A 25,416-nucleotide genomic window follows, 5' to 3' on the forward strand; every position below is an offset into this window, starting at 1 on the left:
TCGTTTTTATCACCATTTTTGAAATGAGGACACGCCCTAGTCTATGTGGATTACTTCTCTAAATACTGAATCTTACCTTCCACGCCATCCCACTTTTCAGCTTCTGGCATTTGTCCTTTCATCTCTGTGATGTTTGGCCATTTTTGCGCCAGCTCTTCGTTTAGCTGGGTGAACATCTCTTGTCCTTTTGGTACTTCATCTTCTGAGAAGATCGCATTGGCAGGGCATTCAGGCTCGCATAGCGCGCAGTCGATGCACTCGTCAGGATCGATGACGAGGAAGTTCGGGCCTTCATAAAAGCAGTCCACAGGACAGACTTCCACACAGTCGGTGTATTTGCAAAGAATGCAGTTATCTGTAACGACAAAGGTCATAGTGAGGTCTACCTGTTATTGGATTGGCTGATATGGTTCATCCCTTTTAAAAGAGTTACTGTGCTCACCGTGCTTGAAGTATTATTGATACATCTGCACTTGGTTGCCATGATCTTCTTTTAAATTGAATCAACGATAAGGGCTACATAGAATAGTTGGAAAATAAGGCACATTTTAACGCCTTTACGGCTAATTGACAATTCCCTTTAATGACTAATGATTTTTTTCAAATGATAGAGTAAATCATGCGCTTGCTTTGGCGTTAAGGTATCAGGATCAATCGCGCTTAGTTCATCCTGTAAGCTAAGCAGCTGATTTTGTTGTGGAATATCAGCCATTATTTGATATTGATTGGTGATTTTTATATCATCTCTCTCTATTTCATGACCATTCATATGATCGCATTTATCATTTACTGACTTAGCTAATTCATTTTTGTCATCAACGGTTATCACGTTTTCTAACCTGCTAGGGTCCAATTTTAAGTTATCTGCTAAGTAGCGCTTGGCGTCATCCAGTACTTGGGTAGGAATCCCTGCCATTTTTGCCACATGAAGACCAAAACTAGAGCTTGCTGCACCATCTTTGATTTGATGCAGTAGTAGCAGTTGACCGTCGATTTCACTGGCAGCGACATGGACGTTGCGGATAAGTTTGTCATTACTTCCACTGCTTTCTTTATAGTTTTCCGCCAATTTTGTCAGCTCAAAATAGTGAGTGGCAAATAATGTCAGGCAGCCAATCTCTAGCAATCGATTAACGCAAGCATGAGCAATGGCCAAACCGTCAGTGGTCGCTGTGCCGCGTCCGACTTCATCCATCAGTACCAGCGATTTATTGGTTGCTTGATTGAGAATATTAGCCGTTTCAATCATTTCAACCATAAAGGTCGATTTGCCGCCCGCCAAATCATCCGCTGAGCCAATACGGGTAAAGATACGGTCGATATCGCCGATATGAGCACTCGCTGCTGGCACAAAGCTACCGCAATGAGCAAGTAGGACGATCAATGCCGTTTGGCGCATATAGGTTGATTTACCACCCATATTAGGACCAGTAATCATCAACAGTCTTTCAGGGTTTTCATCACTGCCTAGTGCACAATCATTAGCGACAAAATGGCTGCTATGCTTGGCAGGAGTATTGCTTTGAGTATGAATAGGGTTTAGTGCGGCTTCGACGACGACATGACGACCTGCTTTGATATCGATACTGGTTTGATTGTTATTATTCAAGCCATTTTTTAAGTGACTGTTTTTTAAGCCGCTATCTTCTTTTGAGTCGTTACTCATGACTGGACGCTGCCAGTTATAAATAATTGCAAGCTGTGCCCAATTACTGAGCACATCTATTTGCGCAACCGCAGCGCTCAGTTGTTGCAGTTCGGCTAAATGGTTGCTGAGTTCAGTTAAGAGTTCGTGATACAGCTGCTTTTCACGGGTCAATGCTAAGCTTTGCGCGCTGAGATATTCTGTCTCAACTTCTTTTAGCTTATCAGTGATAAAGCGCTCGCTGCTTTTTAGCGTTTGCCGACGGATAAAATGTGCTGGTGCATTCTTTGCCTGCATTTTAGGCAATTCAAAATAAAAGCCGCTCACTTTATTAAAACCTACTTTTAGACTGGGTAATTGGCTCTCTAAACGCGCGCGCTCTACCATCTCATCCAAGGTTACTTGGATATTGTCATGGAGATGAGTCAGGCGATCAAACTCTTCATCATAGCCAGCGGCTAGCATGCCACCATCGCGAATATGAGCAGGCGGCTCGGCAATAATAGCGCGCTCAATCAGCTCAGCGACGGACTGTACGGCAGGTAACTGCGCAGGCAATTGCTGCATTAGCATCGGCAACAGTCCTGCCTGCTCATGGCGAATATCTGCATTCGTCAGTAGCGTCGTAAGCTGGGCGCTACTAGCAATACCCTCAGCAAGTTTACGCAGGTCACGCGGTTTAGCACTCATTAGTCCAATACGGCTACTAATACGTTCCATATCACCAATAGCGTTTAAGGTTTCGCGTAAGCTAGTAACTAATGAGATATTTCCCGAGCTTTGCTCAGGCTGTTTATCAGTATTTAACAAACTGGTTATCGCATCTAAGCGCATATTAATGCGCGAATGCTGACGCAGTGGGCGTTTCATTTGCTGCACCAGTAAGCGTCGACCCATCGGTGTTTGACAATGATTGAGGACAGATATTAATGAGGTTCCATTGCTGCTAACGGGTGTAAATAGCTCAAGATTTTGCTGACTATTGGCATCGATAATTAAATAATCGTCACTGTACTCAACGATCAGCTGATTAAGTTGTGGCACATGACGCTGCTGAGTTTGCCGTGCATAATGTATGAGCGCCGCACAGCTAGATTGGGCAAGAAGTGCGTCATTGATTCCTAGTCCATCAAGGCGTTGCACGTCAAACTGTTGGCAAAGGGTTGCGCTGGCATGCTCACGATGGAAGTCATTTGCCGCCACTTGGATAATAGGACAGTCGAGATGTTGACGTAGCCACAGCATCCAATCTTCGCCGATACGGTCGTTAAGTGCTTCGCTAACGATACATTCACTAGGCGCAAAGCGTGCCAGCACCGTCAGCATTTGCGTTTGCAAATTTTTAACATCATCATGGTTGTTATTATAGCTGGCACTAAGCGTTTGCGTCGTTAGTGTTCCAGCAGCTAAATCCATTTGGCTAATGGCAGCTTGCATAGGTTGTTTGCTGTTCGATTTAGGTATCTCGATATCAATGGCGACCACAGTTGGCGTATGATTGGGCGCAATTAAAGCATCATCAGTAATTGTCCCTGCGGTCAGCGTTTTAACCACTTCACGGCGCATAATACTGCCAGCAGCAGATTTGCTTTTATCTTTTTTCTGCTTATCGCCCATCGTCGGAGCATTGGAAGGGTTATTCGTGTTGTCAGTGCCAGTGGCTGATTCGTCAATTTGCTCACACACAACGACGGTTTGCCCAGCAGCTATCAACCTTGCCATGTAGCTATCGGCCGCATGAAAAGGCACACCTGCCATGGCAATGGTATTGCCCGCTTTATCCGTACCACGGCGAGTCAAGGTGATGTCTAATATTTGTGCCGCGCGCTTGGCATCATCAAAAAATAACTCATAAAAATCACCCATGCGGTACAGCAGTAACGCTTGTGGATAGTTGGCTTTCATGGTTAGATATTGCACCATCATCGGCGTATGATCTGCCAAGTGATAAACGGCATCGCCTACCATCAACTGATCGGCGGTCAAAGGTGTCGCGGTCTGTTGTTTTGATATTGCGTACTTTGACGGAGTAGGTTTGGCGGCGTTAAGGTTTTGAGCGGATGGCTTAGCGGTCATGCAGAGTCTCTTATAATGCTTAAATGGGTTTTTAGTCGGCTGGCGTTAGATGTACGACGGTATATACATATCAGCGTAAAAAAATAGATGAGAAAAACACTCGCTTATGAGTGGTTAATTTGCAAGATTCTGGTTGATTTTTACCAAAATAGCTTTATTAAAGGGTCATCATAGCGCGCAAATTTAGCAGTCGAAAGACTAAGAAGTGTGAAAGTGTAAATACTATTCTAGCACGTCCTGCCGCGCTTTTACGTCGGCAAATATCTACTCGCTGCCCTTGTATCCATCGGCGTCATAACCATATATAATGACGTCACACTTAATTGGGCGATACTTCATTAGGCGACACTTCATTAGGCAGTACCTTATTAATCAGTGCTTTGTTAACAAAAGGTACTTAGTCAGGTGATGACTGTAATGACAAGGCGGCAGCGGGCGAAGCTTTGGCTAATGCGCACTAATTATCGAATATTTCCATAGGTCAAAAAATTATGTTATCAAAGATTATAGGCAGTGTGGTTGGCACTAAAAATGACCGCGAATTAAAGCGCATGCGCAAAGTGGTCAGCAAAATCAACGCACAAGAGGCTGCGGTACAAGCCCTGTCTGATGAGCAATTACAACAAAAAACCGAAGAGTTTAAAGCACGCCACCAACAAGGTGAAAGCTTAGATGCATTACTACCAGAAGCATTTGCCGTCTGCCGTGAAGCGTCATTACGCGTCAATGGCATGCGTCATTATGATGTGCAGCTGATCGGTGGTATCACCTTGCACGAAGGCAAAATCGCTGAGATGAAAACCGGCGAAGGTAAAACCCTAATGGGTACTTTGGCGATGTACCTCAATGCTATCAGTGGTAAAGGTGTCCATCTGGTTACGGTCAACGATTATTTGGCGGCACGTGATGCTGAATTGAACCGTCCATTATTTGGCTTTTTGGGCATGACCGTCGGAGTCATTTATTCACAGCAACCACCGCAAGAAAAAATCGACGCTTATCAAGCGGATATCACTTACGGTACCAATAACGAATACGGCTTTGATTATCTGCGCGATAACATGGTCTTTAGTTTAAAAGAGAAAAAGCAGCGTCCATTAAACTTCTGTATTATCGATGAAATTGACTCTATTTTAATCGATGAGGCTCGTACGCCGCTGATTATCTCAGGTCAAGCCGAAGACTCTTCACGTATGTATGCGCTGATTAATACCATTATCCCGGTGCTGATTCGCTCAAAAGACGAAGAGGCCAATAAGAATAACGAAGAAGAAGATTTCTGGATTGATGAAAAAAATCGTCAAATCGAAATCAGTGAAAAAGGCTATGAAAAAATTGAGCGCTTCTTAATCGAAGTCGGTGAGTTGGGTGAAAATGAAAGTTTATACAGCCCAAGCCGTTTGCCATTATTGGCGCACGTACAAGCTGCCATTCGCGCCCATCATGTATTCGTTAAAAACGTACACTATATCGTCGATGATGGTGAAGTGGTTATCGTTGATGAAAACACCGGTCGTACCATGCCGGGTCGCCGTTGGTCAGAAGGTCTGCATCAAGCGGTAGAAGCCAAAGAAAACGTCGAAATTCAAGCAGAAAACCAAACGCTTGCGACCACGACGTTCCAGAACTACTTCCGTTTGTATGAAAAATTATCAGGCATGACAGGTACCGCTGATACCGAAGCAGCAGAATTTAAATCAACTTATGACTTAGATGTCATCGTGATTCCAACGCACGAGCCGATTGCTCGTATCGATATGGATGACCAGATTTTCTTAACCAAGTTAGGAAAATACAAAGGTATCATTCGCGAAATCAAAGAGATTCAAGCCAAAGGTGCCCCAGTATTGGTTGGTACGGCGACGATTGAAGCCAGTGAAGAGTTGTCTTACTTGCTCGATCAAGAAGGCGTCAAGCATAACGTCCTCAACGCCAAACAACACGAACGTGAAGCCGAAATCATCGCGCAGGCAGGTAGTCCAAAGGCTGTGACGATCGCGACCAACATGGCTGGTCGTGGTACTGATATTATCCTTGGTGGTAACTGGCAATCGTTTATTGAAGATATCGATTCGGTCAGTCCTGAAGAAATGGCACGCCTAAAAGCAGAATGGCAAGTCAAACATGACCAAGTGGTTGCGGCTGGCGGTTTGCATATCATTGGTTCTGAGCGCCATGAATCACGTCGTATCGATAACCAGTTACGTGGTCGTGCTGGTCGTCAGGGCGATCCTGGGATGTCGCGTTTCTTTTTATCGCTCGAAGATGACTTGATGCGTATCTTTGCTGGCGACCGCGTCGTAAATATGATGCGTGCCATGGGTCTTAAAGAAGATGAAGCCATTGAGCATAAGATGGTCTCAAAATCGATTGAAAATGCCCAAGGTAAAGTAGAAAGCCGCGATTTTGATGCGCGTAAAAATCTGTTGAAATATGATGACGTCGCCAATGAGCAGCGTAAAGTGATCTATGGTCAGCGTGATGACTTGCTAGCAGAGATGGATTTACTTGAAGCCATTGAGATTATGCACGAAGAAGTTTATAACGCCATGATTAACCAGTTTATTCCACCAGGTTCTATCGATGATCAATGGAATGTTGATGGCTTAGAAGACGAGCTTGAAAATGAATTTAAGATTGCGATGCCGATCAATGATTGGCTCGATGAAGATCGCCGCTTAGATGAAGAAGGCTTACGTGCCAAAATCATCCAAACAGCTATCGATCGCTATCATAGCCGCCGTGAGCAGATGGGCGAAAAAGATGCTGCTCAGCTTGAGCGTCACTTTATGCTACAAAGTTTAGACAAGCATTGGAAAGAGCATTTGACCCAAATGGATCAGCTACGTAAAGGGATTCATCTGCGTGGTTATGCACAGAAAAACCCTGAGCAAGAATATAAGCGTGAATCATTTGAGCTGTTCCAAATGATGCTTGGCGCAATTAAATCTGAGACCGTTCAAGATTTATCACGTGTCCATATTCCGACCAAAGAAGAGCTAGAAGCGCTGGAAATACAGCAGCGTGAGAATGCTGCTCATATGCAAATGCAGTTCGAGCATAGTGATATTGATAATATGGATAGCGGTGCTGAAAAATCCGCCGCGCAAAATCGCAATCTTGCTGGTAGTGCAGTCGCAGGTGCTATTGTGGGTAGTGGTAATAATGCCAATGAGGCAGACCCATATGCTGGTATGAATATCAGTCGTAACGCCCCATGCCCTTGTGGTTCAGGTCTTAAGTACAAGCAATGTCATGGTAAAATATAGCATTCATAAGCGAATATTGATAATAAATACTTAAGCATTGCTGCTTATATATCTTTAATATTCCTTAGTCTCAAAAGCCCTTATCTAAAGTAGATAAGGGCTTTTCTGTATTTGCTCGTATTCTTTGTCTCTAAATCATCTTGAATCGACTATATTATTTGTAGATAGTAAAGTTGACTCTTCACAAACGTGTTGGCTATATTTCGTATTGATTACTTACAAATTCAACATAGGCGTGAATTTATGGACACGTTATAGTGTTTAACATATTCATTGGGGAAAGTGTTATGACTATAGAATTATTAAAAAAATTGCGTACTTCTGTGGCGCTGACTGGCTTACTTGCTGGCGTTCTGACGCTTAGTGCTTGTCAACAACAGTCAGAGACAGAAGCGGGTATAGATGATGGTGCTCATAGCGAAGAAACGGTACCGATGTCCGCTGAACCTGCTGAGCCTAATGAGGTGGTTGTCGATACAGCGGATGCATCGCTCAGTGAAGTACAGGATGATACCGTAGCTTCGGTAAATAGTGGCGTCAGTCAAATAGCTTATCTTTGCTCACCTGAGCTGAAAGTTAATGCAACTTATAAAGAAGATGCCAAACAAGTAGTCATCGCGACTGATACGGGTACGGTGACATTAAATAAAACCAATGATGCCAGTAATCCAGAAGTGTTTGAAGTAGCAACTGCTATTGATGGCAGTCAGGGCTTTACCCAGTGGCGTGTAGCACACGAAGCGCGTGAGACGGGTGTGATGCGTACAGCAGGTACAGATGCGGCGAATGTCAGCACTTATGAATGTAAAAAAACCTCATAATAAGTAAGCAATCAAGAAAAAAGCAACGATAACGTTGCTTTTTTTATGTCTGGTTTTAATGAGTCAGCAAAATTATTTATGAGGATTGGCGCTAGACTCATGTGCCAAGAACCCTTCTTCCTTCACATCTAATTCTTCATGCTTAAGCACTACTTGGATACTATCTGTATGGGTATGAGTGGTTTTATTGATATCGATTTCTTGGATAGCATAAGTGTCTTTAGTAATAGTAGCCACTTGACGTGATAGGACAATTTCAATCGGTTCATCACCAATTTCGATCTGTTTGCCATTCACGGTAACGACCGCATTGCTATCTAACGATGGCTCGACATGGCGCAATATATCCTTTTCATCATAATTGCCTGACAATAAGTCCTGACTTTTCGCATCGTGGTATTCGGTGCGAATAGTAATATATTCTTCTACCAACTCAATAGGCACGTCAATAGTTTTGGTACGAGCATGCTTGGTCACCGTTACTTTACCGACATCTAAACGCTCTTTGTTGATGACAGGACGCTCTTCTAATAGTTCTAAGTGTCCAACATTATGATTGCTCTTATCTATGTTATTACTACTTATGTCATTAGCTACTGTGCCATTATGAGTATCAATTGGGGCAGTTATAGCGTTTGGTGTTACTTGCTTGTTATGTAAAGCCTCTTGTAGAAAGCTATCGTTCTGGATGCTGTCGTCGTGATTGCTAGTCATCATAATGTCCTTATCTTTATCAAATAATCGTTATACAATATTTTAGAGCCATTTTTGCAAATTTTGCAAAGTTAGCCTTATCAGATGTCATTAAGTATTTTTAATTCCTAAGTATTTTTGAGTATAATGAGCAAAAAAAGACCAGAGGGATGCTCTGGTCTTAATCCACTAAGTAAAAATACTTAGCTGCTTATTACGGTCATGTATTGTTCGGCGTTCTTACTTTTTAATGAGAGCCAAACAGTCTGACGGTTTAGCGTATTACATACCACGAGCGCGGCGTACGTCTTCTGCAGTAATACCATCACGGTCGATTATGTTGCCTTCGCGGTCTACTACGTTGCCATCGCGATCGATATCCAATTCTTCACGTTGGATAGTCTCAACGATAGTTTCAGTATGACGTTCAGTGGTTTTACCGACGTTTACTTCTTCAGATACATAAGTGTCTTTACCAACGCGGGCACGTTCAGCCTCTAGTTCAACTTCAATGGTTTGATTGCCATCAATGTCACCGATGCGGCGATCTGTTGGACGATCTACGTTAGTACGCTGGATATTAGCATGCTCTTCTTCTAGCTCAACATCGACATTGCGCTCTTCGGTCACTATATGCTTACCAACTTTAACCAAACCTGCCACGATACGATCTTTATTGACGGTCAAGCGCTCTTCTAGTAGCTCTAGTGTGTTTGGTGCGTCATAGGCATGGTCTGCAATCTCCATACGCTCTGCAACTGGAACTGTATCCGCGACAAATGCTTGACGATCCTTTTGATACTGGTCTTTATAGCTATACTGATAATCATGGTCATATACTTCCATGGCATCGACTTGAGACTTGGTCAAGCTGTCAAAGAATACGTCATCACCAACGATACGTGCCAAACCTGCTGGTACTAACACTTCTTTTGAACTGAACCAACCGCCTGCATCAACGATCAAATAACGAATGCGACCAGTGGTATCTTCTACTAATGCACCTTCAATTTTACCGATTTTTTCTTCATTGACGCCATAAGCAGTTTTACCTGTTGGGTCATAATAATCATCACCGATTAAATCTTTATGAGTAGCTTGGATATCTTTTAAACGAATTAGTTGGCTCATTGTTGTCTTCCTTTTTTATGAGTTAATCATTATTAATTATTTTAAAAACAATCGTTGTTTTGGAAAAGTTAAATTTCTAGTAAAAATATTTTTATAATAAAATGTGTAGCAAGCCATGTGAGTAGCCTCTACATCGACTTGTAAGAATCTTAACATCATGATTTTCGATGAGATATATGAGCAAGGTAGCAAAGTGTGCGCTTGAAGTAATTGCGTGTAATACGCTGTAAGTGGCATAACATAGCTGGGGTCAAAGATTAACGTGTCTTTACACAGAGCAATATTTCTAGCTTATTTAAGAGTCATAGACACAGAAAAACCGCAAAGCAAATAGCGATGCGGTTCCTGATATGTTGAAAATTTTATAATAAACGATAATGATAGAAGCTAATTTAACATAGCAATCGATTAATTAATCTACTTGAGTATCAAGCAAGTTCAATAGCAACAGCCACGGCTTCACCGCCACCAATACAAAGTGTTGCAACGCCTTTTTTGCCGCCAGTACGCTTGAGAGAGTTGATAAGCGTGATCAAGATACGAGCACCTGAACAGCCTACTGGATGACCGAGTGCACAAGCGCCACCTTCAACGTTTACTTTGGCATGGTCAATTTTTAGCTCGTCCATCGCCGCCATGGTTACCATTGCAAACGCTTCGTTGATTTCCCATAAGTCAACATCAGCGACTGACCAACCAGCACTAGCCAGTACTTTTTCAATTGCACCAATCGGAGCAATGGTAAATTCGCTTGGGTGACGAGAGTTTGATGCGGTTGCAACGATACGCGCTTGATAATCAAGGCCTTCAGCTTTTGCTTGCGATTCTTTCATGACCACAACCGCTGCCGCACCGTCTGAGATTGAGCTGGCGTTTGCTGCCGTGATGGTACCATCTTTGGCGAAGGCTGGACGTAGAGTAGGGATACGCTCAGCATTAGCAAGCGCTGGTTGCTCATCGGTATCGACGGTTTGCTCGCCTTTACGGGTTTTAAAAGTCACTGGCGTGATTTCATCTTTGAAGTGGTCGTCTTTGATAGCAGTGAGCGCACGATTTAGCGATTCTATAGCAAACGCATCCATTTGCTCACGGGTATAGCCTTTTTCATCAGCCATTTCCTGTGCGAACATACCCATCAGTTTGCCAGTTTCAGCATCTTCTAAACCATCTAAGAACATGTGATCTTTGACTTCTTTATGTCCCATACGGTAGCCACCACGTGACCCTGGCATAATGTATGGCGCATTGGTCATTGATTCCATGCCACCAGCGACTGCCACATTGAAACTACCTGCTTTGATGCCGTCATGTGCTTGCATGACTGCTTTTAGCCCTGAACCACAAAGCTTGTTAATAGTGACAGCGCCAGTTGAATCAGATAAACCTGCATTACGCATCGCTTGACGCGCAGGGCCTTGACCCAAGCCTGCGGTCAAGATACAGCCCATAATGACTTCGTCAATACTATCGACCGCCACACCTGAGCGTTCGACAGCGGCTTTAATAGCAGCACCACCAAGTTCCGTTGCGCTCATGTCTTTTAGTGCGCCTTGGAAGCCGCCCATTGGAGTACGTGCGCCGTTTAAAATTACAATTGCATCATTTGACATCGTTATTATTCCTTTTTACGTATTTTAAATGAGTTTGTTTTAATTAAAACCAAACGCGGACTAGATAGCATCTTTTAGGCTCAATAACTGCAGGCTTTATGCTAGCTCATCTAAGCGAATGCGTACTACTTTATCAGTAATGGTCTCTAATTTTTCAATTTTTTCGATGGCTAGATTCATCTGACTTTCGACCACGGGCAACGTCAAAATAATAACCGGAACTTGACCAACTTTGTGCGCAGGTTTTTGTAAAATCGCATCGATATTGATACCAGCATCGCTTAGAATGCGAGTAATATCTGCCAACACACCAGGGCTATCATAAGCATGTACGCGCAGATAATAACCGGTAATCATCTGCTCAGCGCGCAATATGGGCGTGTCTGATAGCTGCTCAGGGATAAATGCTAAATGCGGCACATGGTGACCGTGGTTGTTTTGATTACTGTTGCTTTCATCGTTACTGTCTTTGCTACCTAGAACACGCACCAAATCCATCACATCGGCCATTACCGCAGAAGCGGTTGCGCCAGCACCAGCACCATCACCGCAATATAGCGTCTGTCCAAGCGGATGAGAGTTGACCAGTACGGCGTTTTTTACGCCATTGACGTTGGCGAGTAACGCATCCTGCGGAATGAGCGTTGGGTGCACGCGTAGTTCGATACCAGAAGCCTCATCATTACCTTGACCATCACGGCGTACGGCAAAGCCCAAATGCTTGATACGGTAGCCAAGCTCTTCCGCATAGTTGACGTCTTGTAAGGTGATACCAGTGATGCCTTCACAGTAGACCTTGTCAAATTGCAGCGGAATACCAAAGGCGATAGAGGCGAGTAATGCCAGTTTATGAGCCGCATCAATACCTTCGACATCAAAAGTCGGGTCTGCTTCTGCATAACCCAATTCTTGTGCTTCGCTCAACACGTCTGCAAACGGGCGACCTTTGTCACGCATTTCGGTCATGATAAAGTTGCCAGTACCGTTGATGATACCTGCTAGCCAATCGATTTTATTGGCAGCGAGCGCTTCACGCATGACTTTGATAATGGGGATACCGCCTGCGACTGCTGCTTCATAAGCGACATGGACGTTATGCTCTTCAGCAAAGGCAAAGATTTCGTTGCCATGTTCTGCCAATAGCGCCTTATTTGCAGTCACCACATGCTTACCGTTTTTAATGGCGTGCATAATTACGTCTTTGGCAAGGGTCGTACCGCCAATCACCTCGACGACGATATCGACATTGTCGCTTGCAGCAGTTGCCATCAAGTCACTGTTTTGCATAATATTGGGATTAATATCATCACGATGACGGCGCGTACCAACTTCGGTAATGATAATGTCGCGTCCGCTACGGCGTTTTAGCTCATTTAAGTTGTCATTGATTAGATTGATCACGCCCGTTCCGACGGTGCCCAGACCAAGTATCGCTAGTTTGATGGAATTACTCACAGTATCCTCAAGAGGTTAAATATAATGAACCAATGATAACGCTGTCACAGAGTCAAATGCACATGCGCTACTAGCTGTAGTATTTGCGTGCATTTTGACAGTCGCAGCTTTATCGATTTCTCATTACAGTTGAATAAAAAATACTCAAATAAAAAGTATGCTGCTGATTTTTCATAGCGCTTTATCGTATCATACCGACAAGCAGTTGTGACGTCTACACAATGTCGCCATCGTCATAGGTATCACAAATACCTGAAACAATAACAGATTTTAGCTAGCACCGACAGCTTGAGCCAACTCCGCCGCAGGTAGATAGCCACCTACTTGCTGACCAGATTCTGTAAAGATAGCGGGAGTACCACGCACACCAAGTTTTGCACCCAGTGCCATGTGTTCTTGTACAGGGCTGGCACAGCTAGGCGCTTGTACATCAGCGCCCATTTTTCCTTGATTCATGGCCGCCTTACGATCTTGACTACACCAAATGGCTTCCATTTTTGGCACTGATTCCTGACTGCGCGGCCATGCCAAATAACGTACTTCGATACCACGTGCATTGATATCATCCATCTCTTCATGCAATTTACGACAATAACCACAGTCTGCATCGGTAAAGGCATAGACCACTGACTTCGTTTCGCCTATTGCTGGATAAATCACCATGTCTTTTTTATCGACGGCTTTTAGGGCTTCTTGTGCGGTACTAGCAACCAATGCCGCACTGATATCGACAGGCAGAGCCTCGCCAACAGCAATAATCTGACCTTGGATAATGTGTTTGCCAGACTTATCAGTAAAGAAAGAAGGCAGTCCTTCCGCTGTAACCCAATAAATACCATCCATATCTGTTGGTACGGCTGAAATGATATTTTCTTCAATACCAGACGTATTTAAATTCGCCTGCAACGCCTTTACCACGGCAGCATCGCTATCAGCAGATACGTTACTTGTACTGGTTTTAGCATCGGTATTATTGACGATACTGGTGTTGCTGGTCGCATCTGCTGCATTGTTTGAGCAGCCCGCAGCAACCACAACAAGCAGTGCACTCATCATAAAGCGAGATAAATTATTTCGAGAAAAGCGGTTATGAGCAAAGATGTTTTTTGCAATCGGGGATGACATATATAGGTGTCCTGTAGGCATCGTGCCTAATCGTGAGGTCGTTTTAAGAAAAATGATAATAAATTTCTATATAAAGCAATACGTATCGATATTGTCTTAAAGGTTTAAAATTAAAAGGTTTTTTTACAATTTAATAATTATAAAAGGTAAGTAATCATGTCGCCTATATTAACATATTTATGGCAAATAACAGCCACAGGCTATGAGGTGGTATAGGGAGGTGAGGGCGGTGATAATAGTAGTAGAAATAAACGTCAATTCAAAAAAATAAGATACATTTGTACTATTTAATATCAACGCTTGCCCTTGTAGTCTACGGCTAATAACAGTGTTTTTATAAAAATTCATATAAAACTATTGGTATCAGTTATTTTTAACCCTTTATTTCAATAAATTTTTGCTAAGGAGCACACATGGCAGGTGCCAGTTTATTAACCCTACTTGATGATATCAGTGTGATATTGGATGATGTTTCCGTCATGACCAAAGTCGCTGCTAAAAAAACCGCCGGTGTATTGGGCGATGATTTGGCGCTCAACGCAGAACAGGTCACGGGTGTCAAAGCCAATCGTGAGCTACCAGTGGTCTGGGCGGTCGCCAAAGGCTCATTTATTAATAAGCTTATTCTAGTACCAGCGGCACTCTTGATTAGTGCTGTTTATCCACCGCTGGTCACTTTTTTACTAATGTGTGGTGGTTTGTTTTTGGTTTACGAAGGCGCTGAAAAAGTCATTCATCGATTTTGGCCACATGCTTTGCCGCATGATGAGGAGCAAAATGCTCGTCGGCAAGCCAATGCTGATGAGACTATAGATTTGGTCGCTTTTGAAAAGGAAAAGATCAAAGGTGCAGTACGTACGGATTTTATTCTGTCAGCTGAGATTATCGTGATTGCCTTGGGATCAACGGCAAGCGCCACTTTATTAGAACGAAGCTTGGTGCTGTCTATTTTAGCCATCGGTATTACGATTGGTATTTATGGCTTGGTTGCTGGTATCGTGAAGATAGACGATGCAGGTCTGCATTTAATGGAACAAGAAGGGGCGTTCAAGCAAAAATTGGGCAAGTTAATGTTTGCAGCGGCACCCAAACTGATGAAGTTTCTATCTATCGCTGGCACGTTGGCGATGTTTTTAGTAGGCGGTGGTATCTTGGTACACGGTATCGGCTTTTTACATCATGGAGTAGAGGATATCGCTGATTTAACGGGTATCTTTGAAAGCTTAACGACAACGATATTAAATGGCGTCATTGGTTTTATCATTGGCGCTGCGGTTGTGGCTATCTTCACAGTTATTAGTAAAATTCGTGGAAAGGACGACACAGCGTCATCTGCACACTAAGTCAGTTACCTGTGCTTTAGCTTTATATTGATTGTGACTTTATTTCGTAAAAAAGCCCCAAAGTTGCTGACAACTTTGGGGCTTTTGCGTTGGGAGTTATACGATTAGCTTTCGCTATCTGAGTCATCAGCCTCTAGCTTTTCAGCTTGCGTGGGCTTTTTATGCTCCGTTTTAGGCTTACGGCTACGTGCCTTTGGTACTTTTGGTGTGGTCAAATTAAACATACCAGTCTGTGGCAGCAGTTGTTCAGCCACATTCTCAATCATGTTTTTATAACTGGCAATCGTGGTTTTTGACTTAGCAGCCTGACTGTCGTCTTTGCCCGCTTCTTTGGTATTGATAGGTTGCTCTACCTTAGGCTCATCTGCTGGCTTAATTTTTTCAACGTCAGCTTCTTGAGTATTAGCCTCTTCAATGTCAGCAGCTTCGCTATCGTCATGTGCCCCGTCAATCTTTTCAGCTGCTACGTGCTCAGCTATAACAGTGCCTTCATTCGACGGCTCGTTAGTTGCTTCTACTAGCGCCTGATCCACTTCTAACAACTGCTCGCTATGAGCACTGATATTATCAGCCTGAGCTTGATTTGCTAAAGCATTTGCCTCAATATCATGAGCATCCGCATTGTTATCATCATGTTCAATAACCGCTTGCTCAGTATAAGCCACTTGTTCGGTCGGTAGACTCAACACTGCGGGCTCCTGATAACTAGGATGTTGACCACGTGGATCGTTGCCAGCACGCTTACCAATGGCGCGTGGTTCGACGTCTGTTTTACCTTGCGTTGCCGCAAACTGACTGACCGCTTGTGTCATCGTTTCAAAGCGCGTCAGGTAATCTGCCGCCAATGGCTGATAGCCATAGTTGCTAAAGTCGAAATTGCTGTCCTCAACGTTAGTATCAGCAGTCGGTGTGACGCTCGTTCCAATGTTGGCTGATTTGTTAGCTGATTTTGCTTGCTGCGTATGTGCATCGATAGCAGCAATAAAGCAACTAATGACACCGTCATTTTTCAAACGACTTTCTGCATCTGTTAATGCTTTACGAACAAAATCACCAACGGTGCCACGAATAGTCGATGGGCTTACCACTACAGGCTCAGCTACTGATGGTTGTTGAGTTACTTGCGCTTGCTGACTACGAACCACACGTGGATCATTACTAGCCTGACCAAACTTCTCAGCAGTCACGTAGCGCTTGGCAAATAATGCTTCGTGCGTTAGTGCCAGTGCTGAGTTGTTCTTATCATTTGCGCTATGACCACTTGCGCTATGACTGTCATTGGTATTGCTAACATCGGCGTCACTGTCGGTAGCGTCAACAGTGTCACTATTCGCTTTTTCTGTCGATTCTGATTCGGGCTGTTTTGGCGTTATTGCTACGCTGTCCACGTTAGTATCCACAGATTTTGAATGGTCAGTTTGGTCTTTGGTAACGCTGTTAGATGTTGGTTGCTCATCTACAGCAGGTTTTTTGTCAGTAGTGTTACTGTCTGTTTTCGGGGCATTATTTTGTCCCTTGTCCTCAGTGGTGCTAACGTTAACATCATCAACATTAACATCATGTGTTGCTACAGTGCCTTCGTCGTTACCCTTCACAGCAGCTGTTTCAGGAGCAATTTTTTTGTCATTGCTCTGCTGATTATCACTTTGCTGTGTATTAGCTTCTTTTTTACTGCTTTCTTTATTAACATCATTCGCTGATTTTTGCTTTTCAGTAGATTGAGGTTTTGTCTGTGTAGACTTACTGTCATCTAGAGACAAGTGTACGACTTCTGGCGATTTCAGCTCAACAGGTGCTTCATTGACCTGTAGCACGACTTCATTAGGATCTTGATTTCGACGCGTGTTAGAGTGATTTTTTCGGCCGTTTGCACCTGTCGTCGCTTGCTGATTGGGTTGCTTAATATTTTCAGCTGTTAGTGTCTCGCCGCGCTCTAACTTGCCACGTGAACCGCGTTGACTATGCGATTTACGCTTCGCACGAGTTTGCTCATCTGCCGTATTACTGTCTTTATCAGCATCATCATTGCGCTCGTTTGCATGGTGGCTACTGTCTTGACGATTACTGTTTTGCTGGTTATTGTCTTGACGATTGTTGCGGTTACGCTCATTCGTGCGTCTGGTCTCCTGCTGACGTTTGTTTCGATTGTCAGCCTGCTTGTCATCAGCGTTATTTGCCGCATTATTTGAGGTGTTGTTCTCGGTATCGCCGCTTACTTCATTGCTCGACTCTTCTGCCTGATCTTTTCTTTGACGAGGTTTAGATGATCTAGATTTACGTGGCTTACGTCTTCTTCTATCTTCATTACTGCTATCATCATCGGTGTCGCTGTCTGAGCTACGACGCGCTTGTTGACGATTGGCGTTGTTGTCGGACGGTTGTTCGTCATTTTTCTGACTGTTCTGCTGATTTGCTGGTACATTGTTCGATGCACCCGTTGATGAATTACTCAGGGCACTGCTATCCACTTGTCCAAATGAGCCTAAGCTTTGTGCGCCATTATTTACTAGTGCTTCAATGGCTTCCGCTGCATCACGACTACTGACGCTAGGCGTCGTTGAGGCTTGTGGTGCTTGCGCAAATAGGTTTGATAACCACGCCACTGCTTGTGGCTGAGCTGCTGTCTCAACATGTGCAGGAGCTGTAGTTGCTGCTACTGGAGCAACAGGGGCAGGGGCTGCCACACTCTGGTTGTTGTTTGCTTGTGGCGCGCGCGCCGATGAAACGTTGGTCGTATTCTTATTGTTACGATGGTCGTTACTGTGTTTACTATGCTCAGCTGTACTGGTCGGTTTGTTTGATTGGCTAGCAGTATCATTGCTCGCTACCTGACGTGGCTGGCGCGTTGGCTGTTGCTCTGGACGCTCTTTTTCAGCCGTTTGCCAGTCAACTTCATAACCCAAATCGCTATGTTCTTGGGCTGTATCCGTAATACGCTCATAGCTTGAAGGCGCAAAGCCATCACGGTTAAAGTGTAGTTTAAAGTTAGGCGACTCTAAATGCGCGTGTGGCAAAATCGTGATACGCGTGCCACTGTCTTGCTCAAGATAAACTAAGGCATCACGTTTTTCGTTTAATAAGAAGGCGGCGATATCTGTTGGAACTTCTGCTTGTACTTCGCCTTGACGTTCTTTTAGCGCGATTTGTTCAATCTGACGCATAATTGATAGTGACAATGAGCGCAAGTCACGAATCATGCCGTTACCATGGCAGCGTGGGCAGATATAACCAGTTGACTCTTCTAGCGATGGACGCAGACGCTGACGGCTCATTTCCATCAAACCAAACTTAGAAATATCACCAAATTGCACACGTGCACGGTCATATTTGGTGGCATCAATCAGACGTTTTTCGACTTCTTTTTGATGCTTATTGTCATTCATATCAATAAAATCAATGACAATCAAACCACCCATATCACGCAAACGTAGCTGACGGGCAATCTCATCGGCTGCTTCAAGGTTAGTATGATAGGCAGTCTCAGCAACGTCTGAACCTTTGGTCGACTTGGCTGAGTTGATATCGATAGAGACTAGTGCTTCAGTTTGATCAATAACGATTGAGCCGCCTGATGGCAAACGCACTTCACGCTGATAGGCAGTTTCGATTTGCTTTTCGATATTAAAGCGCGAAAACATCGGCTCATAATCGGTATATTTGCGTAGCTTTTCTGCTTGTTTTGGCATCACTGCATCGATAAAACCTGCCGCTTCAATATAAGCGTTTTCATTATCAATCCAAATCTCAGCGATATCATCACGTAGATAATCACGGACAGCACGGGTTACGACGCCTGCTTCTTGATGTACCAAGCGCGGCGACGGGTATTTTTGATTTTGTTCTTGAATGGCTTGCCAGATATTGAGAAGGTGGTTTAAATCGTGCTGTAAGTCCTCTTGAGTTTTACCAATACCCGCAGTACGAATGATGACACTCATACCTTTTGGCAAATCAAGATTGCTTAGCATACGCTTCATGTCTTCACGAAGTTTGCCTGAAATTTGACGTGAGATACCGCCGCCACGAGGGTTATTTGGCATCAATACCAGATAACGACCAGCTAATGAGACATACGTCGATAGGGCAGCGCCTTTGTTACCGCGCTCCTCTTTTTCGACTTGGACGATTAATTCATCGCCTTCTTTGATCAGCTTTTTGATGTTTTCGTCACGTGGATTACCGCTTAAGTATTCAGCAGAGATTTCACGAATGGGTAAAAAACCTTGGCGCTGTGAGCCATATTCGACAAACACCGCTTCAAGCGATGGCTCGACACGGGTCACATGACCTTTATATATATTGGATTTTTTTTGTTCACGAGTACGGTTTTCAAGATCGAAATCGTAAAGATGGTTGCCTTTACATAAGGCGACACGAATTTCTTCGTTTTGAGTAGCGTTGATCAAAATGCGTTTCATATTTGTATCCTATGAGTACGCATAACAACGACGAGACGGGCTTTAGAGCGCAATGGCAAGTATGGCTAATATTTAAATTAGCATGGGCAGATGTTAATCAACGATAGAACGTAAATCATGGGTTAATAAAGCACTTGGGCTTTGTCAATGGCTTGTTTTTTACCTAAAGTGTGTTAGCAAAACTAACGTAAATATAAAATTTATAGGGTGTAAGGCTATCTATTTATATCCTATTATTGATAGGTTTGGTACAAATATTAATGCGTCAGCATGCGATTCAGTTTTACTATCAGCAAGCTTTATTGGTAGTCATGCCAGCTTACTTTGTAAGAGCAGGCGACGGGCAATGACGAGATTCAATATACTGATATTCAAAAGGCGTTATGCTGCTGCAATCCATCCATCAAAGTCTAGCAATAATATCGCTGTTATAAATACCATTATATGAAATGGTGATATTCAGCAATTATTTGTTTAGGTAAAGCAATTGGTCACTCTTTATTTATCGTTCTTTCTGGTATAACGTCAATAATATCTTGGGTGTTTTACGGTTAGGTGTCGCGGCTCCGGTGATCAGCGGGGCGTACTTGGCAAACAGAATAAATGACCAAACTATCGGTGTGGTGCTGTATTCATATCTTTTTTATCGTTATCTGTTTGACCACCAATACGTAGGCAGCTATCGATATACTTCTCGATCCTAATGCTAAACAACCCATACTTGCTCAACTACACTTGCCTAAAGGACCGCCAGATAACCAGTCATTAAATCATGAATAATTATCAAATAAAGTCGTTGTCATGCAGGTTGTGAGTCAATGTAGTGTCATTATCGGTCAATAAACAGGCGCTTAGCCAAACTTATCAACGCTGAATTTATGAACACAAAGGTATTTAGTGTCACTATTTATTCTATGGTACTGAGTAAAGTCAGTACGATACTTTCATTTTACAATTTATGGGGACATATCTATAAATATCTACAAGTGATATTTCTAAACAGATACTGCGCCCTAAAATCCGATTAAACATACAATGTTTGCAGGGTATACCGCTAATACCTTTTCATTAAAAGTTCGTAAAAATGGTAATGCGCTATATGGTAATGCGCTATTTAGAACAACAACAACGATTATTGCTGCAGTCTCTGCTTAATTGTCGCTCAACATGCTAAACTATAGCAAATCTTTCTGTAAATACCTAACTAAAAATGACGAAGCCAAAAATGACTGACGACGCACCTACCCATGAAGCCCCTGCTATTTTTAATAGTAAAACACGCCCGCAAAGCGCTGATGATGAAATCAGCAACTTTGGTAAGGTAAACTATCTTGAAGTAACCCGCCATCAACACGATCAGCGCTTGGATAATTTCTTACTGAACCGTTTAAAAGGTCTGCCAAAACCGCATATCTATAAAATGATTCGCTCAGATGAGATTCGGGTCAATAATAAACGCTGCAAAGCGCACGACAGAGTACAGCGTGAAGACGTGGTACGTATCGCGCCAGTGGTACTTGCTACCCGCGAAAAACCAATTATCAGTGCCGAGTTTGCTAAAAGCTTGTTAGCGCGCGTAGTATATGAAGACGAAGGAATGTTAGTACTGAATAAGCCTTCTGGCATCGCCGTTCACGGTGGGAGTGGTTTGGACTTTGGTGTTATCGAAGCCATGCGTGAAGTGACAGGTAAAAAATACCTAGAGCTGATACATCGCATTGATAAAGACACCTCAGGTCTATTGATGATTTCTAAAAAACGCTCAGCGTTAAAAGCGTTGCAACAGCATCTCGTCGATAAAACCATCCAAAAGCATTACTTATGTATCGCTAAAGGTCAGCCAGCATTAAATGAGCAACGCATTGATGCATCATTGCTACGCTATACAGTTGCTAGTGGTGAACGCCGCGTCAAAGTAGATGCGCAAGACCCACAATCTAAAGAAAGCCATACGGATATCGTCGTTCATGGTCGTTTTATGATTGCTGATCAGCCAGTTAGTTTAATTGAAGCCAAACCACTGACCGGTCGCACTCATCAAATCCGTGTGCATTTGGCTCATATTGGTCACGCTATCTTGGGTGATGATAAATATAATGTGCATGATAAATCAGGCGTCCATCGCCTGTGTCTGCATGCGTGGCGTTTAGACATTCCAGGCTATGAAACTATTACTGCACCGCTACCAGATGACATGGCAGATTGGTTGCCAGAGCAAATTAAATTGCCTGAATAAGTCGCCAAATAAAATTTTTAAGCATTAACTTTAAACGTCACGAACGCTTATTTTTCTTAATAAGTCGCCGTGACGTTTTCGTATCTACCATTTATTATTGATATTCGTTAAGGTCTATTTATGAGCAATCAATCTGTCGCTAGTATCTCTAGCGCTTCCAAAGGAACTCAGTTATCAGCCAGCCATCGTTTAGCGGATAAGACGCTGATTATTTTTGATTGGGATGGGACGCTGATGGATTCCATTGGATTAATCGTTGAGTCAATGCATGTGGCAGGAGAGGCGCATGGGTTCCAGACCACCGATAAAGCTGTACAAGACATCATTGGGCTGAGCTTAATGAATGGCATTGAGATTTTGTATCCGCAAGCCAATGACACGCAAAAGCTTGCGATTCAGCAAAACTATGCAGACCACTATATTGCCAACAGCCACAGTACACCGCTTTTTGCGCCGATAGAAGGGATGTTGCAGACCCTACAAGCCCAAGGTAAAAGTCTCGCGGTTGCAACTGGTAAAAAGCGAAAGGGCTTAGACCGCGTATTAGATGCTTCAGAGAGCCACCATTATTTTGTGATGACCCGCTGTGCCGATGAGGCAGGCTCAAAACCTGACCCGCAGATGTTGACCGATATTTTGGATTATACGCAGCAGCAAATCGCCAATGCTGTTTTCATCGGTGACAGTATCTACGATATCCAAATGGCAACGAGACTGGGCATGACCAGTATTGCGGTGAATTATGGTACAGCATCACCTACAGAGCTCGCCGCACAGCAACCCACTTATCAGGTTGACACGCCACAAGCGTTGGCTGAGCTTCTATGTGCTTAACTAAAAGCACTTAAATAAAGGTGCTTCAATAAAAAACTTTTTGAATGCTAAAAAATGATAATAAAAAAAGGGCTTATCGATAATAATGATAAACCCTTTTTACTTGGAGACGATGATATTTATTTGTTTTATTTTTGAGCACTATCCTTATTGAGCACTATCCTTATTGAGTGCTATCCTTCTGAGTACTTTCCTTTTCAATAGCGTCTTTTTCGATGTTATCTTTTTCGATCGCTTCTTCCAACTCAGCGCCTTCTAGTAACGCAAAAGAGGATTCAATGATTTTGTCTGCATCGAGCTGATACTCATACCAGTTGCCCATGACACCAGCCAGCTCATCAAGACCTTCTTTTCTTAGTGCTGAAAATAGCTGAATGCTACAGTTCAATCCCAGTTCTTTTAGTCTTTTACGAGTATTAAGTAACGCATTTTTAGATGCGCCATACTTTAGCTTATCTGCTTTGGTTAATAAGATATGCACCGGCAGTTCACCATCATTTGCCCAACGTAGCATTTGCTCGTCAAAGAACTTCAATGGATGACGAATATCAGTCATGAGCACCAAACCTGCAAGGCTTGAGCGCGCCACCAAGTATTCTTCTAGCTCAACCTGCCATTCTTTTTTCATCTCAAGCGGTACGGCTGCGTAGCCATAACCTGGCAAATCCACCAAACGCCTATCAGCATCACCAATACTAAAAAAGTTAATCATCTGCGTGCGACCAGGCGTTTTAGATGAGCGTGCCAGTTGGCGCTGATTGGTTAAGGCATTAATAGCAGAGGATTTACCTGCGTTTGAGCGTCCTGCAAAGGCAACTTCTAAGCCCATATCGGGTGGGCAGAGACGAAAAGTAGGCGCTGACATCATAAACTCAGTTTGCTGAATTTTTTGACGAGATTTAGTGTTGAACAATGCATGTTCGGCGGCGACATCAGTAAACGGGGTACTCATAAATGGCTCATTAATCTTTAAGAAATTGGATACGGTTATAAAATTTTAATCAACTGGTTGTCGAGAAGACAGTGCATTAGACAAAAAATCGTTACGAAGTTATTCATCATAACTTTCAATGTTTATTGGTCATAAACACAGTCATTTCAAGTTACCGACTATTCTATACTATTACTTATCTTACTTATTGAAATAACTATGATTAGCATCACATAAATGACAGAATACCATTAAAATAAGCGCTCATTAGAGCAAGTTGCCGCTTTTGTTCATACGTTACCAAAGCCAAACTATATTTATCTATATTTATACGACATACATTGTTACAATGTTTAATAAGATATACTGAACGAACGACGTTTAATAGCAAGATTGATTAAACGAGAGAAGCATCAAAAGGAGGTGTTCTATGGTTTCAATCAATGCATTTTTTAGCCAGACCTATCGAGTTTTAGTAGGTAGCGGAGCGGTATTACTGCTCAGTAGTGCTATCATGACTAGCGCTAATGCTGCTGATATTGCAGCCACCTATGATAACTCATGTGCTGCCTGTCACGATAGTGGGGCGCTGAACGCCATCAAAAAAGGTGATAGTGCCAAATGGCAACAGCTTATCAAACAAAAAAGCATGCCGACACTTATCAATTCCGTCAAAAGTGGTATGACGCAGATGCCTGCTGGTGGTCTTTGTAACAGTTGTAGCGATGATGATTATCGTAAGTTGATTGAGTACATGAGTAAGTGAGACGCTGACCGATAAAGCAACACAATACGACACACTATAAAACAACTTAAAAAAGCGCTGGGTTTTTTAGCCTGTAAGCGCTTTTTGTTTTTTGTTGGCATACTTGTCTATGTGTTAGAAAAACTGATGGATGTGACGATTAAGTAGGCAAATGCTACAAAGTCTTGCTATAATAATCGAAAATAAACCCTGATGTTAGTAAGTACTTTCAGACTGCTTGTGGCCAAGACCTTAAAACATATACCTACCTAATCAATAGTAGGGTGGTTTATATGAGGTATCTTATCAGTGCAATCACTCTAAATAATGCTTACGCCGAGCTAGTAGGATTTGTATCAATGAAAAAGTTAATCGCTGCTGCCAGCTTATGCGTTGCAAGTTTCAGCGTACAAGCTGCTATTATTGTTCCTGAGTACGACGTCGATGCCGGTAAGCAAATTGCAGAAACGGTTTGTGCTGCTTGTCATGGTGTTGATGGTGTGAGTGTTGTCCCTGCGCAGCCTAACTTGGGTGGCCAAAACGTAAAATACCTTTACAAACAGTTGGTCAACTTTAAAGCAGGTTATCGCAAGAACGGTATTATGCAATCACAAATTGCAAATTTATCGCAGCAAGATTTAGCCAACGTGGCTGGTTATTATGCTAGCCAAGCGCCTTGGGGTGTTGGATTTGGTAATCCTGCGACCAACCAAGAAGCCACTAAGCTATTCTTAGGCGGTGACAAGTCACGCGGTGTCATCGGTTGTGCAGGCTGTCATGGTCCAGACGCTGCTGGTAATACTTGGGCGGCATTTCCACGCTTAGGTGGTCAGCATGCACAGTACATCTCCACTCAGCTAAAACTCTTCCGTGCGGCTGGCCGTGTTGATGATGTTGACAGTGATGAGCAAAAACGTGTCAATGATGCTGCGAAAGAAGGCGATATGGGCATGATGCAGACAGTCGCATCGAAACTATCGGATCGTGATATTCGTATCTTGTCAGATTATATCAGTGCTGTTCACTAATTGATTGGTATCAGCTACGAGTGCCTAATGCACGTTACCTCGCTGAAATTAATAAG

General features: G+C 43.2%; 16 protein-coding genes. 7 read left to right on the forward strand and 9 right to left on the reverse strand.

From position 1 onward, the window contains the following. Positions 1–50: 50 nt before the first annotated feature. Positions 51–374 (reverse strand): ferredoxin FdxA, encoded by a 324-nt coding sequence (fdxA, locus tag JMW64_RS02130; protein WP_057758216.1) that lies wholly within the window; start codon positions 372–374, stop codon positions 51–53. A 206-nt stretch (positions 375–580) separates the two neighbouring features. Further along, entirely contained in the window at positions 581–3,721 is a 3,141-nt protein-coding gene (mutS, locus tag JMW64_RS02135; protein ID WP_201552639.1) for a DNA mismatch repair protein MutS, read from the reverse strand. A 491-nt stretch (positions 3,722–4,212) separates the two neighbouring features. Between mutS and secA the strand changes: the two genes are divergently transcribed. After that, a complete protein-coding gene (gene secA / locus JMW64_RS02140) occupies positions 4,213–6,990 on the forward strand; it encodes a preprotein translocase subunit SecA (protein WP_201552650.1) in 2,778 nt (925 codons plus the stop codon). A gap of 287 nt (positions 6,991–7,277) precedes the next feature. Continuing rightward, positions 7,278–7,811 carry a hypothetical protein gene (locus tag JMW64_RS02145; protein ID WP_198329586.1) on the forward strand — a complete coding sequence of 178 codons (534 nt, stop codon included), beginning with the start codon at positions 7,278–7,280 and terminating at the stop codon, positions 7,809–7,811. Between the two features lie 72 nt (positions 7,812–7,883). On the opposite strand, the gene JMW64_RS02150 is transcribed toward JMW64_RS02145, so the two are convergent. The 5 genes from JMW64_RS02150 to JMW64_RS02170 form a co-directional block, all read right to left on the reverse strand. Beyond that, the gene (locus JMW64_RS02150; protein ID WP_201552652.1) at positions 7,884–8,528 is read right to left on the reverse strand and encodes a YsnF/AvaK domain-containing protein; all 645 of its coding nucleotides are present in this window, start codon (positions 8,526–8,528) and stop codon (positions 7,884–7,886) included. Positions 8,529–8,786: 258 nt separating this feature from the next. After that, positions 8,787–9,635 carry a DUF2382 domain-containing protein gene (locus tag JMW64_RS02155; RefSeq protein ID WP_045443477.1) on the reverse strand — a complete coding sequence of 283 codons (849 nt, stop codon included), beginning with the start codon at positions 9,633–9,635 and terminating at the stop codon, positions 8,787–8,789. A 428-nt stretch (positions 9,636–10,063) separates the two neighbouring features. Then, a complete protein-coding gene (locus JMW64_RS02160) occupies positions 10,064–11,245 on the reverse strand; it encodes a thiolase family protein (protein WP_201552654.1) in 1,182 nt (393 codons plus the stop codon). Between the two features lie 96 nt (positions 11,246–11,341). Next, positions 11,342–12,700, reverse strand: coding sequence for a homoserine dehydrogenase (locus JMW64_RS02165; protein ID WP_201552656.1), 1,359 nt, complete (start codon positions 12,698–12,700; stop codon positions 11,342–11,344). A gap of 270 nt (positions 12,701–12,970) precedes the next feature. Further along, complete coding sequence (locus JMW64_RS02170; protein WP_201552658.1) at positions 12,971–13,825, reverse strand: DsbC family protein; 855 nt, start codon at positions 13,823–13,825, stop codon at positions 12,971–12,973. A 413-nt stretch (positions 13,826–14,238) separates the two neighbouring features. Between JMW64_RS02170 and JMW64_RS02175 the strand changes: the two genes are divergently transcribed. Further along, positions 14,239–15,168: a DUF808 domain-containing protein gene (locus tag JMW64_RS02175; protein WP_201552661.1), complete on the forward strand. Its 930-nt coding sequence runs from the start codon at positions 14,239–14,241 to the stop codon at positions 15,166–15,168. Between the two features lie 104 nt (positions 15,169–15,272). Here JMW64_RS02175 and JMW64_RS02180 read toward each other — a convergent pair whose 3' ends face one another. Further along, entirely contained in the window at positions 15,273–19,586 is a 4,314-nt protein-coding gene (locus JMW64_RS02180) for an Rne/Rng family ribonuclease (RefSeq protein ID WP_201552669.1), read from the reverse strand. 1,225 nt (positions 19,587–20,811) lie between these two features. On the opposite strand from JMW64_RS02180, the gene JMW64_RS02185 reads away from it, so the two are divergent. Both JMW64_RS02185 and JMW64_RS02190 read left to right on the forward strand, forming a co-directional pair. Beyond that, positions 20,812–21,822 carry an RluA family pseudouridine synthase gene (locus JMW64_RS02185; protein WP_201552671.1) on the forward strand — a complete coding sequence of 337 codons (1,011 nt, stop codon included), beginning with the start codon at positions 20,812–20,814 and terminating at the stop codon, positions 21,820–21,822. Positions 21,823–21,942: 120 nt separating this feature from the next. Next, positions 21,943–22,656 (forward strand): HAD family hydrolase, encoded by a 714-nt coding sequence (locus JMW64_RS02190; protein ID WP_201552673.1) that lies wholly within the window; start codon positions 21,943–21,945, stop codon positions 22,654–22,656. Between the two features lie 163 nt (positions 22,657–22,819). On the opposite strand, the gene yihA is transcribed toward JMW64_RS02190, so the two are convergent. Beyond that, positions 22,820–23,608, reverse strand: a complete 789-nt coding sequence (yihA, locus tag JMW64_RS02195) for a ribosome biogenesis GTP-binding protein YihA/YsxC (protein WP_201539847.1) — start codon at positions 23,606–23,608, stop codon at positions 22,820–22,822. Positions 23,609–24,017: 409 nt separating this feature from the next. On the opposite strand from yihA, the gene JMW64_RS02200 reads away from it, so the two are divergent. After that, positions 24,018–24,353, forward strand: coding sequence for a c-type cytochrome (locus tag JMW64_RS02200; RefSeq protein WP_201552675.1), 336 nt, complete (start codon positions 24,018–24,020; stop codon positions 24,351–24,353). Between the two features lie 338 nt (positions 24,354–24,691). After that, positions 24,692–25,360: a c-type cytochrome gene (locus JMW64_RS02205; RefSeq protein WP_201552678.1), complete on the forward strand. Its 669-nt coding sequence runs from the start codon at positions 24,692–24,694 to the stop codon at positions 25,358–25,360. Positions 25,361–25,416: the final 56 nt, after the last annotated feature.

Origin of the sequence: Psychrobacter immobilis (assembly GCF_904846065.1) — a bacterium.
Classification (GTDB): Bacteria; Pseudomonadota; Gammaproteobacteria; order Pseudomonadales; family Moraxellaceae; genus Psychrobacter; species Psychrobacter immobilis_H.

Excerpts from the sequence above, each read along its gene's own strand:
- JMW64_RS02205 (WP_201552678.1), top strand. The coding sequence starts at position 24,692 with ATGAAAAAGTTAATCGCTGCTGCCAGCTTATGCGTTGCAAGTTTCAGC.
- secA (WP_201552650.1), top strand. The coding sequence starts at position 4,213 with ATGTTATCAAAGATTATAGGCAGTGTGGTTGGCACTAAAAATGACCGC.
- JMW64_RS02145 (WP_198329586.1), top strand. The coding sequence starts at position 7,278 with ATGACTATAGAATTATTAAAAAAATTGCGTACTTCTGTGGCGCTGACT.
- JMW64_RS02170 (WP_201552658.1), bottom strand. The coding sequence starts at position 13,825 with ATGTCATCCCCGATTGCAAAAAACATCTTTGCTCATAACCGCTTTTCT.
- JMW64_RS02155 (WP_045443477.1), bottom strand. The coding sequence starts at position 9,635 with ATGAGCCAACTAATTCGTTTAAAAGATATCCAAGCTACTCATAAAGAT.
- JMW64_RS02150 (WP_201552652.1), bottom strand. The coding sequence starts at position 8,528 with ATGATGACTAGCAATCACGACGACAGCATCCAGAACGATAGCTTTCTA.
- JMW64_RS02190 (WP_201552673.1), top strand. The coding sequence starts at position 21,943 with ATGAGCAATCAATCTGTCGCTAGTATCTCTAGCGCTTCCAAAGGAACT.
- mutS (WP_201552639.1), bottom strand. The coding sequence starts at position 3,721 with ATGACCGCTAAGCCATCCGCTCAAAACCTTAACGCCGCCAAACCTACT.
- JMW64_RS02180 (WP_201552669.1), bottom strand. The coding sequence starts at position 19,586 with ATGAAACGCATTTTGATCAACGCTACTCAAAACGAAGAAATTCGTGTC.
- JMW64_RS02160 (WP_201552654.1), bottom strand. The coding sequence starts at position 11,245 with ATGTCAAATGATGCAATTGTAATTTTAAACGGCGCACGTACTCCAATG.
- JMW64_RS02200 (WP_201552675.1), top strand. The coding sequence starts at position 24,018 with ATGGTTTCAATCAATGCATTTTTTAGCCAGACCTATCGAGTTTTAGTA.
- JMW64_RS02185 (WP_201552671.1), top strand. The coding sequence starts at position 20,812 with ATGACTGACGACGCACCTACCCATGAAGCCCCTGCTATTTTTAATAGT.
- fdxA (WP_057758216.1), bottom strand. The coding sequence starts at position 374 with ATGACCTTTGTCGTTACAGATAACTGCATTCTTTGCAAATACACCGAC.
- yihA (WP_201539847.1), bottom strand. The coding sequence starts at position 23,608 with ATGAGTACCCCGTTTACTGATGTCGCCGCCGAACATGCATTGTTCAAC.
- JMW64_RS02175 (WP_201552661.1), top strand. The coding sequence starts at position 14,239 with ATGGCAGGTGCCAGTTTATTAACCCTACTTGATGATATCAGTGTGATA.